Source organism: Rathayibacter sp. AY1D2, assembly GCF_002932695.1.
In the GTDB taxonomy this organism is placed as follows: domain Bacteria; phylum Actinomycetota; class Actinomycetes; order Actinomycetales; family Microbacteriaceae; genus Rathayibacter.
Genome location: NZ_PSVX01000083.1, coordinates 1 through 12,312, shown reverse-complemented (window position 1 = coordinate 12,312; position 12,312 = coordinate 1). Strand labels below are relative to the sequence as shown.

Sequence of the window (12,312 nt, the reverse complement as noted above, 5' to 3'; positions counted from 1 at the left end):
GCTGCGTCTTCGTCTCGAGGACGTGGATGTGGCACTCCGCCCCGTGCTCGAGCGCCAGCTCGGTCGCCCCCACGAGCAGCTCGGGCCCGCACCACGAACGGAACCGCCATGCCCCTCTTCCTCTCCGACGCCGCCGTGATCACCATGGACCCGGTCTCGGGCGCCGTCCCGATCACGGCGAGCATCCGCATCGTCGACGAGCTGATCGTCGCGATCGGCCCGGGCCTCGTCCCCGAGCCGGGCGACGAGGTGATCGACGGGCGCGACCGCCTGGTCGTCCCCGGCTTCGTCAACGCCCACACCCACTCGTGGGAGTACCTCTACAAGGGCCGCTACGACAACCTGCCGCTCGAGCTGTGGATGCTGCTGTCGTACCCGATCCTCGGGAACAGCCGCGTCGCTCCGGATCTGGTGCGGCTGCGCTCGTCGCTCTTCGCCCTCGAATCGCTGAAGGCCGGGGTCACGACCCTGGTCGACGACGTGCTCGAGAACCCGGACCAGGACGCGGAGCAGCTCGCCGCGGTCTTCGACGCGTACGACGAGATCGGAGTCCGCGCCAACATCTCGGGCCACGTGATCAGCAGGCCCTTCCACGAGACGATGCCGTTCCTCGAGGAGTACGTGCCCGCGGAGATCCTCGACCAGGCGCGGTCGGCGTCGCGCCCGACGACGGAGGGCTACCTCGCCTTCAGCCGCGAGGCGTTCGCGACCCAGCACGGGAGGGGAGGCGGGCGGCTGCGCTACATGGTCGCTCCGTCCGCTCCTCAGCGGTGCGGGCCCGAGCTGCTCGTGGGGGCGACCGAGCTGGCGCTCGAGCACGGGGCGGAGTGCCACATCCACGTCCTCGAGACGAAGACGCAGCTGGTGACCGGCGAGCTGTCCTACGGCTCGACCCTGGTCGAGTACATGGAGCGGATCGGCGCGCTCTCCCCGAACACGACCTTCGCCCACGGGATCTGGCTCACCGACTCCGACATGGAGCGGATCGCCGCCGCCGGCACGTCCGTCTCGCACAACCCGATCTCGAACCTCAAGCTCGGCTCGGGCATCGCCCCGTGGCGCGCGCTGCACGACGCGGGCGTGAACCTCGGCCTCGGGACCGACGGCTGCTCGAGCAGCGACTCGCCGCGCATGCTCGACGTCGTGAAGGCCGCGGCGCTCCTGCACAAGGTCACGGATCCGGACATCGCCACCTGGCCGACCGTGTCCGAGGTGCTCACCGCCGGCACGATCGGAGGCGCGCGCAGCGCCGTGCTCGACGACGCCACCGGCAGCATCGAGGTCGGCAAGCAGGCCGACCTCGTCGTCTACGACCTCGAGACGCTGAACTTCACCCCGCGCCAGCGGCTCGAGAACCAGCTCGTCTACTCCGAGAACGGCTCGTCGATCGACACCGTGATCGTCGCGGGCCGGATCGTCGTCTCGAAGGGCGTCTCGACCACCGTCGACGAGGCGGCCCTTCGCGAGGATCTCGCCGCGCAACTGGGGGAGATCGTGGCCTGGCAGGACTCGCTGGACCGCACGAACGGCGTGCTCACCGAGCCGTTCCGGCGGATGTACGAGCGGGCGATGCGCCACGACGCCCCCGTCGACCGCTTCAGCGGCCGCCGGCTGGTCTGAGGGCGGGCCGGCTCCCGGCGGACGCTCGGCCGACTCCCGGCCCGGCACACGGACGGGCGGGGGCGCGGCTCCAGTAGGTTGCGCACATGAGGTGGCGAGCGGGAGCGGTGGCGGTGCTCGTCCTCGCGCTCGCCGGGTGCACCGCGCCGGCCGACCCCGAGCCGACGACCGGGCCCACGGCCGCCCCCGTCTCCGGGCAGGTGGTCGGCGGCTACGGCGACCTGCACGTCGCGCCCGACGGATCGATGATGTTCTGCTACTCCGACCCCGACCCGGGATTCACGGGCGTCTGGCGCGAGTGCCAGGACGGGATCCGCACCGAGGGCGTCGACCCGGCCGCGATCGACGCGACCCTCGGGGAGACGGCGACGGCCGATCCGGGCGGGCACCGCTGGGTCGGCGCGGCGGCCGGGAAGCGCACCACCGAGGACGGCACAGACGTCTACACCGTCTTCCTCGCGGGGACGCGCACGGACGACGCCTTCACCGTGACGGCGGTCGGCGAGGGCTCCTACCGCGTGCCGTCCGAGTACCAGGAGCTGCAGCCGGGAGTGCCGGGCGGGTTCCTGGTCCGGCTCGAGCCGATCGGCTGAGCGGGGGCGCCGGCGCGGGCGGAGGAGCCGAGCGGGGTGCAGCGGCCGGGAGGGGCGGAGTCGGCGGACTCGCGCACCCCCCGCCCCTCACAGCGGGCGCGGCCGGTACCGCTCGATCAGCGCGTCGAACAGGCCGTTCATCCGCTCGTCGACCACGCGGCGCGACTCGTCGGCGTCGTACCACTCCACGATCTCGCGGGCGCCGTCGCTGAAGCGCACCGAGGGGGCGTACGCCGGGACGAGGCGGCGGATCTTCGCGTTGTCGAACACCATCGAGTGCGCCTTGTCGCCGATGATCCCGGCACCGAGCTCGGGGTCGGCCGCGGCGATCGCGCCGGAGGCGACGTGCACGCGGCGTGGCTCGCCTCCGGCCGCCGCGGCCAGGTCGCGGTGGATCTCGTCCCCGGCCGGCCTCTCGCCGCCGGTGATGTGGAACGCCTCGCCGATCGCGGCGGAGGCGCCGAGAAGACCGACCAGGCCGACAGCGACGTCGTCGGCGTGCGTGAGTGTCCAGAGCGAGGTGCCGTCGCCGAGGACGACCACCTCCTGGCCGCGGCGCATCCGGTCGACGACGGTCCAGCCTCCGTCGACGGGCAGCGCGGTCCGGTCGTAGGTGTGCGAGGGGCGGACGATCGTGACCGGGAAGCCGCTCGCGCGGTACTCGGCCACGAGCAGGTCCTCGCACGCGATCTTGTCGCGGGAGTACTGCCAGTAGGGGTTCCGGAGCGGAGTCGACTCGGTGACCGGGAGGCTGCGCGGCGGCTTCTGGTAGGCCGAGGCCGAGCTGATGAAGACGTACTGGCCCGTGCGGCCGGCGAACAGGTCGATGTCCTGCTGCACGTGCTCGGGCGTGAAGGCGACGAAGTCGATCACGGCGTCGAAGGTCTTGTCGCCGAGGGCGGCGGTGACGGCGTCGCGGTCGCGGCCGTCGGCCTGCACCTCGCGGACGCCCTCGGGCAGCGGGCGGAGCGACGTCCGCCCCCGGTTCAGCACGGTCACGTCGTGGCCGAGCCGCAGCGCCTCGCGGACGCAGGCGGCGCTGATGATGCCCGTCCCGCCGATGAACAGCACGCTGAGCGACATGGATCCTCCTCCGGCGGCGCCCGCGGCGGACGCCTCCCGACCCGATTCCCCCACATCGGGACGCCGCACGCGAGTCCCTTGACCCGGCTACCGCTCGACGGGACGCCGTTGCTCGTCCTCCGGCTCGGGGGCGAGCAGCGCCTCCGGAGCGGCCGCCGCGGTCGGCACGTCGGGTGCCGTCCGCTGCTCGAGGGAGCGCCCCCAGGCCGTGCCCGCGAGGATCAGCGCGATGCCGAGGAAGCCGACCGGCGCGATCGGGTCGCGGGCGAGCGCGACTCCGACGACCGCGGCCCACACCGGCTCGGTGCCCAGCAGGAGGCTGACGCGGGAGGGGGAGGTGCGGCGGACCGCCCACGTCTGCACGAGGAAGCCGAAGACGGTGCAGACCAGGACGGGGTAGCGGAACAGGCCGGTGCCGACGGGGTCGAGCCCCGCGACGTACTCGGGGATCGGCACGCCGACGACGAGCGACGCGGCGCTGAAGACGACGGCGCAGGTGCCGAGCTGCACCGTGGTCAGGCGGAGGGAGTCCATCGGCGCCCGCGCCGAGAGGCGGTGCATCGAGGCGACGTGCACGGCCCGTACGACGGCGGCGCCGAGGATCAGCAGGTCGCCGGGGGAGAGCGGGCGGAGGGCGCCGTTGCCGGCGAGCAGCGCGACTCCGACGACCGCGACGAGGCATGCGAGCAGGAAGCGGCCCGGGAGCCGGCGCTTCGAGACGGCGGAGTCGAGGATCGGCGTGATCACGATCGTCAGGCTGATGATGAGGCCCGCGTTGGTGGCGGAGGTGCCGGCGATGCCGTAGGTCTCGAGCGCGAAGATCGTCGCGAGCAGCGCCCCGATGGTCACGCCGACCCGCCACTCCGCCGCGGTGATCCGGTGCCGCCGCGCTGCGACGATCACGGCCAGGCACAGCGCGGCGAGGGTCATCCGCGAGCCGAGCAGCGCCATCACGCTGGAGTCGGTGACGAGCTCCTTCGCCGCGAAGTAGGTCGAGCCCCAGGAGGCGGCGACCACGAGCAGGAGGAGGTCGACCCGGAAGCGGGAGAGGAGAGCGCGCACGGCTCATCGTGGCGGCACGGAGACCCGCAGGACAAGACTGCATCTTCTTCGCCGACGCGTAAGTTGGAGCTCATGGAACTCGGACAGCTCAGGGCTCTGCGGGAGCTCGGCGAGCGCGGGAGCATCGCCGCCGTCGCCGCCGCGATGCGGGTGTCCCCCTCCTCCGTCTCGCAGCAGATCAGCGCGCTGCAGCGCCGCACTCCGACGGCGCTGAACTTCCGCGACGGGCGCCGGACTGCGCTGACCCCCGCCGGCCGCGCTCTCGCGGCGGCCGTGGTCGAGGTGGAGGTGGCGCTCGAGCGCGCGGCCCGGGCGGTCGCGGACTTCGAGGGGGAGCCGAGCGGCACGGTCTCGGTCGCCGCGTTCCACAGCGCGGGGCTGGCGATGTTCGGCCCGCTGCTGGAGGCGCTGCGCGCACCGGGTCGGCCGGGCGTCGCGCTCGCCGACTTCGACGTGGCGCAGAGCGCCTTCGCCGGGCTGACCGCGGATCACGACCTGGTCGTCGCGCACCGGCTCGCCGGCAGCGCCGAGTGGCCCGGGACCGTGCGCTCCACGCCCCTCCTCTTCGAGCCGCTCGACCTCGCGCTGCGGCGCGACCATCCGCTCGCCGCGAAGGACGTCGTCCGTCCCGCCGACCTCCGCGACGAGGAGTGGGTCGCGGTGCACGAGGGCTTCCCCCTGGAGCGGGCGATCGACGCCATCGCGGTCCTCGCGGGCGGCGACGCGAGCATCCCGCACCGGATCAACGACTTCCTGGTCGCGGCGGCGGTCGTGTCGGCGGGCGACGGCGTGGCGCTGCTGTCGCGGTACACGACCGACCTGCGGCGCACGCCGGAGGTGGTGCTGCGGCCGCTCGGGATCCCGGGGCTCGGCCGCCACATCGACTGCCTCGCCCGGCCCGAGACGCTGGAGCGCTCGGCCGTGCGGGCCGTGCTCGAGCAGCTGACCGGGATCGCCGCGGGGCTCGCCGCCGCGCCGTAGCATCGTGCCGTGCACCGCCTGATCGAGACCACGGCCGGAGACCCGGCAGCCACGGACCTCTTCGCCCGGCAGGAGGCCGACCTCCTCGCCCGCTACGGCGGCGACGACACCGGTCCGCGCCCTCCCGCCGACGCTCCGACCCTGCTGCTCGAGGTCGACGGCGGGCTCGTCGGCTGCGTGGCGCTCGCGGTCGAGGACGGGATCGGCGAGATCAAGCGGATGTTCGTGGTGAGCGCCGCGCGGGGCCGCGGGCTCAGCCGCGTGCTGCTCGCCGGCGTCGAGCGGCTGGCGGCCCGCGAGGGCGTGGAGCTGCTCCGACTGGTCACCGGCACGGAGCAGCCGGAAGCGATGGCGCTCTACGTGAGCGCCGGCTACGACCCGATCGCGGGCTACGGCTACTGGGGCGACGAGCCGAGCGCGCGCTGCTACGCGAAGCGGCTCGACCGCGAGGCGCTGCTCGCCGACGCGGGCTGACGCCGGGCTGGCGCTGGGCTGATGCCGGGCTGATGCCGGGCTGGCCGTTCGGCCGTCGGGGCGTGACGCCGGGCTGACGCCGGGCTGCCCGTTCGGCCGTCGCGGGCCGGCGACGGACTGACGTCGGGTTCTGCGCTCGGCCGTCGCGGGCTCTCCGGGCCGCTCGGTCCGGGGTGCTCGCGAGTCGGGCCGCCCGCTCGGAGGGTCCGGATCGGCGAGTCCGACGGGGCATCTGCGACGTCGTCCACGACTGTTCGGCGCTGCGGAGAAGTCGCTGAGGATGAGGCGCGGGAGGCGCGGCGCGCCGCCTCAGGGCAGGTTCGCGCCAGAGCGGCCTCGAGCGGCGTGCCCCGTCGCGGAGCAGGCGACTCTGTCGGAGCGGCACGGGCATCCTCCCGCGCCTCATCCTCAGCGACTTCTCCGCAGCGCCGAACAGTCGTGGACGACGTCGCAGATGCCCCGTCGGACTCGCCGATCCGGACCCTCCGAGCGGGCGGCCCGACTCGCGAGCACCCCGGACCGAGCGGCCCGGAGAGCCCGCGACGGCCGAGCGCAGAACCCGACGTCAGTCCGTCGCCGGCCCGCGACGGCCGAACGGGCAGCCCGGCGTCAGCCCGGCGTCACGCCCCGACGGCCGAACGGCCAGCCCGGCATCAGCCCGGCATCAGCCCAGCGCCAGCCCGGCGTCAGCCCGCGTCGGCGAGCAGCGCCTCGCGGTCGAGCCGCTTCGCGTAGCAGCGCGCGCTCGGCTCGTCGCCCCAGTAGCCGTAGCCCGCGATCGGGTCGTAGCCGGCGCTCACGTAGAGCGCCATCGCTTCCGGCTGCTCCGTGCCGGTGACCAGTCGGAGCAGCTCCACGCCCTCGCGGGCCGCCAGCCGCTCGACGCCGGCGAGCAGCACGCGGCTGAGCCCGCGGCCCCGCGCGGCGCTCACCACGAACATCCGCTTGATCTCGCCGATCCCGTCCTCGACCGCGAGCGCCACGCAGCCGACGAGCCCGCCGTCGACCTCGAGCAGCAGGGTCGGAGCGTCGGCGGGAGGGCGCGGACCGGTGTCGTCGCCGCCGTAGCGGGCGAGGAGGTCGGCCTCCTGCCGGGCGAAGAGGTCCGTGGCTGCCGGGTCTCCGGCCGTGGTCTCGATCAGGCGGTGCACGGCACGATGCTACGGCGCGGCGGCGAGCCCCGCGGCGATCCCGGTCAGCTGCTCGAGCACGGCCCGCACGGCCGAGCGCTCCAGCGTCTCGGGCCGGGCGAGGCAGTCGATGTGGCGGCCGAGCCCCGGGATCCCGAGCGGCCGCAGCACCACCTCCGGCGTGCGCCGCAGGTCGGTCGTGTACCGCGGCAGCAGCGCCACGCCGTCGCCCGCCGACACGACCGCCGCCGCGACCAGGAAGTCGTTGATCCGGTGCGGGATGCTCGCGTCGCCGCCCGCGAGGACCGCGATGGCGTCGATCGCCCGCTCCAGGGGGAAGCCCTCGTGCACCGCGACCCACTCCTCGTCGCGGAGGTCGGCGGGACGGACGACGTCCTTCGCGGCGAGCGGATGGTCGCGCCGCAGCGCGAGGTCGAGCGGCTCGAAGAGGAGGGGCGTGGAGCGCACGGTCCCGGGCCACTCGGCGCTGCCGGCGAGCCGGTGCGCGACGACCAGGTCGTGATCCGCGGTCAGCCCGGCGAAGGCGCTCTGCGCCACGTCGAAGTCGGCGAGCGCGACGCCCGGCCGACCCGGTGCGCGCAGCGCCTCCAGCAGCGGGCCGAACATCGCCAGCCCCGCGCTGTGGAACGCGGCGACCGAGACCGTGCCGCTCGGCTCCCCCTCGAAGTCCGCGACCGCCCGGGCCGCGCGCTCGAGCGCCACCTCCACCTCGACCACGGCCGCCGCGAGAGCGCGGCCGGCGGGGGTCAGCGCAGTCCGGCGCCCGTCGCGGAAGGTCAGCGCCGTCGGAGTGCGGCGCTGCAGCGCGCTGATCTGCTGCGAGACGGAGGAGGGGGACACCCGCATCGCGGCGGCGACGGCGGCGATGCTCCCGCGCTCGCCGAGCTCCCGCAGAGCCCTGAGCTGTCCGAGTTCCATGAGCTCCAACTTACGCGTCGGCGAAGAAGATGCAGTCTTGTCCTGCGGGTCTCCGTGCCGCCACGATGAGCCGTGCGCGCTCTCCTCTCCCGCTTCCGGGTCGACCTCCTCCTGCTCGTGGTCGCCGCCTCCTGGGGCTCGACCTACTTCGCGGCGAAGGAGCTCGTCACCGACTCCGGCGTGATGGCGCTGCTCGGCTCGCGGATGACGCTCGCCGCGCTGTGCCTGGCCGTGATCGTCGCAGCGCGGCGGCACCGGATCACCGCGGCGGAGTGGCGGGTCGGCGTGACCATCGGGGCGCTGCTCGCGACGATCTTCGCGCTCGAGACCTACGGCATCGCCGGCACCTCCGCCACCAACGCGGGCCTCATCATCAGCCTGACGATCGTGATCACGCCGATCCTCGACTCCGCCGTCTCGAAGCGCCGGCTCCCGGGCCGCTTCCTGCTCGCATGCCTCGTCGCGGTCGTCGGAGTCGCGCTGCTCGCCGGCAACGGCGCCCTCCGCCCGCTCTCCCCCGGCGACCTGCTGATCCTCGGCGCCGCCGTCGTACGGGCCGTGCACGTCGCCTCGATGCACCGCCTCTCGGCCCGGGCGCCGGTGGACTCCCTCCGCCGGACCTCGGTGCTTCTCGGCACCTGCGCCGCCGTCTTCAACGCCCCGTCGCTCGTCGTCGGCGTGCCGATCCCCGAGTACGTCGCGGGGCTCGACCCCGTGGGCACCGGCCTGTTCCTCTACCTCGTCCTGGTCTGCACCGTCTTCGGCTTCCTCGTGCATACGTGGGCGGTCCGCGGCACTTGGCCCTCCCGCGTCACCCTCCTGCTGGGCACCGAGCCGGTGTGGGCCGCGGTCGTCGGAGTCGCGCTCGCCCGCGACCCGATCGCGCCGGTCGGCTTCCTCGGCATCGCGCTGATCCTCGCGGGCACGGCCTGGGGGCGCTCCCTCGAGCAGCGGACGGCACCCGACGTGCCGACCGCGGCGGCCGCTCCGGAGGCGCTGCTCGCCCCCGAGCCGGAGGACGAGCAACGGCGTCCCGTCGAGCGGTAGCCGGGTCAAGGGACTCGCGTGCGGCGTCCCGATGTGGGGGAATCGGGTCGGGAGGCGTCCGCCGCGGGCGCCGCCGGAGGAGGATCCATGTCGCTCAGCGTGCTGTTCATCGGCGGGACGGGCATCATCAGCGCCGCCTGCGTCCGCGAGGCGCTGCGGCTCGGCCACGACGTGACCGTGCTGAACCGGGGGCGGACGTCGCTCCGCCCGCTGCCCGAGGGCGTCCGCGAGGTGCAGGCCGACGGCCGCGACCGCGACGCCGTCACCGCCGCCCTCGGCGACAAGACCTTCGACGCCGTGATCGACTTCGTCGCCTTCACGCCCGAGCACGTGCAGCAGGACATCGACCTGTTCGCCGGCCGCACGGGCCAGTACGTCTTCATCAGCTCGGCGTCGGACTACCAGAAGCCGCCGCACAGCCTCCCGGTCACCGAGTCGACTCCGCTCCGGAACCCCTACTGGCAGTACTCCCGCGACAAGATCGCGTGCGAGGACCTGCTCGTGGCCGAGTACCGCGCGAGCGGCTTCCCGGTCACGATCGTCCGCCCCTCGCACACCTACGACCGGACCGCGCTGCCCGTCGACGGAGGCTGGACCGTCGTCGACCGGATGCGCCGCGGCCAGGAGGTGGTCGTCCTCGGCGACGGCACCTCGCTCTGGACACTCACGCACGCCGACGACGTCGCTGTCGGCCTGGTCGGTCTTCTCGGCGCCTCCGCCGCGATCGGCGAGGCGTTCCACATCACCGGCGACGAGACGCCGACCTGGGACGAGATCCACCGCGACCTCGCCGCGGCGGCCGGAGTCGAGCCACGCCTCGTGCACGTCGCCTCCGACGCGATCGCCGCGGCCGACCCCGAGCTCGGTGCCGGGATCATCGGCGACAAGGCGCACTCGATGGTGTTCGACAACGCGAAGATCCGCCGCCTCGTCCCGGCGTACTCCCCCTCGGTGCGCTTCAGCGACGGCGCCCGCGAGATCGTGGAGTGGTACGACGCCGACGAGTCGCGCCGCGTGGTCGACGAGCGGATGAACGGCCTGTTCGACGCGCTGATCGAGCGGTACCGGCCGCGCCCGCTGTGAGGGGCGGGGGGTGCGCGAGTCCGCCGACTCCGCCCCTCCCGGCCGCTGCACCCCGCTCGGCTCCTCCGCCCGCGCCGGCGCCCCCGCTCAGCCGATCGGCTCGAGCCGGACCAGGAACCCGCCCGGCACTCCCGGCTGCAGCTCCTGGTACTCGGACGGCACGCGGTAGGAGCCCTCGCCGACCGCCGTCACGGTGAAGGCGTCGTCCGTGCGCGTCCCCGCGAGGAAGACGGTGTAGACGTCTGTGCCGTCCTCGGTGGTGCGCTTCCCGGCCGCCGCGCCGACCCAGCGGTGCCCGCCCGGATCGGCCGTCGCCGTCTCCCCGAGGGTCGCGTCGATCGCGGCCGGGTCGACGCCCTCGGTGCGGATCCCGTCCTGGCACTCGCGCCAGACGCCCGTGAATCCCGGGTCGGGGTCGGAGTAGCAGAACATCATCGATCCGTCGGGCGCGACGTGCAGGTCGCCGTAGCCGCCGACCACCTGCCCGGAGACGGGGGCGGCCGTGGGCCCGGTCGTCGGCTCGGGGTCGGCCGGCGCGGTGCACCCGGCGAGCGCGAGGACGAGCACCGCCACCGCTCCCGCTCGCCACCTCATGTGCGCAACCTACTGGAGCCGCGCCCCCGCCCGTCCGTGTGCCGGGCCGGGAGTCGGCCGAGCGTCCGCCGGGAGCCGGCCCGCCCTCAGACCAGCCGGCGGCCGCTGAAGCGGTCGACGGGGGCGTCGTGGCGCATCGCCCGCTCGTACATCCGCCGGAACGGCTCGGTGAGCACGCCGTTCGTGCGGTCCAGCGAGTCCTGCCAGGCCACGATCTCCCCCAGTTGCGCGGCGAGATCCTCGCGAAGGGCCGCCTCGTCGACGGTGGTCGAGACGCCCTTCGAGACGACGATCCGGCCCGCGACGATCACGGTGTCGATCGACGAGCCGTTCTCGGAGTAGACGAGCTGGTTCTCGAGCCGCTGGCGCGGGGTGAAGTTCAGCGTCTCGAGGTCGTAGACGACGAGGTCGGCCTGCTTGCCGACCTCGATGCTGCCGGTGGCGTCGTCGAGCACGGCGCTGCGCGCGCCTCCGATCGTGCCGGCGGTGAGCACCTCGGACACGGTCGGCCAGGTGGCGATGTCCGGATCCGTGACCTTGTGCAGGAGCGCCGCGGCCTTCACGACGTCGAGCATGCGCGGCGAGTCGCTGCTCGAGCAGCCGTCGGTCCCGAGGCCGAGGTTCACGCCCGCGTCGTGCAGCGCGCGCCACGGGGCGATGCCCGAGCCGAGCTTGAGGTTCGAGATCGGGTTGTGCGAGACGGACGTGCCGGCGGCGGCGATCCGCTCCATGTCGGAGTCGGTGAGCCAGATCCCGTGGGCGAAGGTCGTGTTCGGGGAGAGCGCGCCGATCCGCGCCATGTACTCGACCAGGGTCGAGCCGTAGGACAGCTCGCCGGTCACCAGCTGCGTCTTCGTCTCGAGGACGTGGATGTGGCACTCCGCCCCGTGCTCGAGCGCCAGCTCGGTCGCCCCCACGAGCAGCTCGGGCCCGCACCGCTGAGGAGCGGACGGAGCGACCATGTAGCGCAGCCGCCCGCCTCCCCTCCCGTGCTGGGTCGCGAACGCCTCGCGGCTGAAGGCGAGGTAGCCCTCCGTCGTCGGGCGCGACGCCGACCGCGCCTGGTCGAGGATCTCCGCGGGCACGTACTCCTCGAGGAACGGCATCGTCTCGTGGAAGGGCCTGCTGATCACGTGGCCCGAGATGTTGGCGCGGACTCCGATCTCGTCGTACGCGTCGAAGACCGCGGCGAGCTGCTCCGCGTCCTGGTCCGGGTTCTCGAGCACGTCGTCGACCAGGGTCGTGACCCCGGCCTTCAGCGATTCGAGGGCGAAGAGCGACGAGCGCAGCCGCACCAGATCCGGAGCGACGCGGCTGTTCCCGAGGATCGGGTACGACAGCAGCATCCACAGCTCGAGCGGCAGGTTGTCGTAGCGGCCCTTGTAGAGGTACTCCCACGAGTGGGTGTGGGCGTTGACGAAGCCGGGGACGACCCGGCGGTCGCGACCTTCGATCACCTCGTCGCCCGGCTCGGGGACGAGGCCCGGGCCGATCGCGACGATCAGCTCGTCGACGATGCGGATGCTCGCCGTGATCGGGACGGCGCCCGAGACCGGGTCCATGGTGATCACGGCGGCGTCGGAGAGGAAGAGGGGCATGGCGGTTCCGTTCGTGGTGCGGGCCCGAGCTGCTCGTGGGGGCGACCGAGCTGGCGCTCGAGCACGGGGCGGAGTGCCACATCCACGTCCTCGAGACGAAGACGCAGC

General features: G+C 73.8%; 12 protein-coding genes. 6 read left to right on the top strand and 6 right to left on the bottom strand.

The annotated features are described in order from the left end of the window. The first annotated feature begins 108 nt into the window (after window positions 1-108). Entirely contained in the window at window positions 109-1,620 is a 1,512-nt protein-coding gene (locus tag C5D04_RS16325; RefSeq protein ID WP_104348034.1) for an amidohydrolase family protein, read from the top strand. Window positions 1,621-1,706: 86 nt separating this feature from the next. Beyond that, window positions 1,707-2,213, top strand: coding sequence for a hypothetical protein (locus C5D04_RS16320; protein ID WP_146083735.1), 507 nt, complete (start codon window positions 1,707-1,709; stop codon window positions 2,211-2,213). Between the two features lie 87 nt (window positions 2,214-2,300). On the opposite strand, the gene C5D04_RS16315 is transcribed toward C5D04_RS16320, so the two are convergent. Both C5D04_RS16315 and C5D04_RS16310 read right to left on the bottom strand, forming a co-directional pair. Continuing rightward, a complete protein-coding gene (locus C5D04_RS16315) occupies window positions 2,301-3,296 on the bottom strand; it encodes an SDR family oxidoreductase (RefSeq protein WP_104348033.1) in 996 nt (331 codons plus the stop codon). Window positions 3,297-3,383: 87 nt separating this feature from the next. Then, entirely contained in the window at window positions 3,384-4,358 is a 975-nt protein-coding gene (locus C5D04_RS16310; protein WP_219815039.1) for a DMT family transporter, read from the bottom strand. A 72-nt stretch (window positions 4,359-4,430) separates the two neighbouring features. Between C5D04_RS16310 and C5D04_RS16305 the strand changes: the two genes are divergently transcribed. Further along, the gene (locus C5D04_RS16305; protein WP_104348032.1) at window positions 4,431-5,339 is read left to right on the top strand and encodes a LysR family transcriptional regulator; all 909 of its coding nucleotides are present in this window, start codon (window positions 4,431-4,433) and stop codon (window positions 5,337-5,339) included. A 9-nt stretch (window positions 5,340-5,348) separates the two neighbouring features. Beyond that, the gene (locus C5D04_RS16300) at window positions 5,349-5,813 is read left to right on the top strand and encodes a GNAT family N-acetyltransferase (protein WP_104348031.1); all 465 of its coding nucleotides are present in this window, start codon (window positions 5,349-5,351) and stop codon (window positions 5,811-5,813) included. 686 nt (window positions 5,814-6,499) lie between these two features. On the opposite strand, the gene C5D04_RS16295 is transcribed toward C5D04_RS16300, so the two are convergent. After that, a complete protein-coding gene (locus C5D04_RS16295; RefSeq protein WP_104348031.1) occupies window positions 6,500-6,964 on the bottom strand; it encodes a GNAT family N-acetyltransferase in 465 nt (154 codons plus the stop codon). Between the two features lie 9 nt (window positions 6,965-6,973). Beyond that, window positions 6,974-7,882 (bottom strand): LysR family transcriptional regulator, encoded by a 909-nt coding sequence (locus tag C5D04_RS16290; RefSeq protein ID WP_104348030.1) that lies wholly within the window; start codon window positions 7,880-7,882, stop codon window positions 6,974-6,976. 72 nt (window positions 7,883-7,954) lie between these two features. On the opposite strand from C5D04_RS16290, the gene C5D04_RS16285 reads away from it, so the two are divergent. Together C5D04_RS16285 and C5D04_RS16280 are read left to right on the top strand one after the other, a co-directional pair. After that, a complete protein-coding gene (locus C5D04_RS16285; RefSeq protein ID WP_104348029.1) occupies window positions 7,955-8,929 on the top strand; it encodes a DMT family transporter in 975 nt (324 codons plus the stop codon). Window positions 8,930-9,016: 87 nt separating this feature from the next. Then, a complete protein-coding gene (locus tag C5D04_RS16280) occupies window positions 9,017-10,012 on the top strand; it encodes an SDR family oxidoreductase (protein ID WP_104348028.1) in 996 nt (331 codons plus the stop codon). Between the two features lie 87 nt (window positions 10,013-10,099). Here C5D04_RS16280 and C5D04_RS16275 read toward each other — a convergent pair whose 3' ends face one another. Together C5D04_RS16275 and C5D04_RS16270 are read right to left on the bottom strand one after the other, a co-directional pair. Then, a complete protein-coding gene (locus C5D04_RS16275) occupies window positions 10,100-10,606 on the bottom strand; it encodes a hypothetical protein (RefSeq protein WP_146083735.1) in 507 nt (168 codons plus the stop codon). Between the two features lie 86 nt (window positions 10,607-10,692). Continuing rightward, complete coding sequence (locus tag C5D04_RS16270; RefSeq protein ID WP_104348027.1) at window positions 10,693-12,204, bottom strand: amidohydrolase family protein; 1,512 nt, start codon at window positions 12,202-12,204, stop codon at window positions 10,693-10,695. Between the last annotated feature and the right edge of the window lie 108 nt (window positions 12,205-12,312).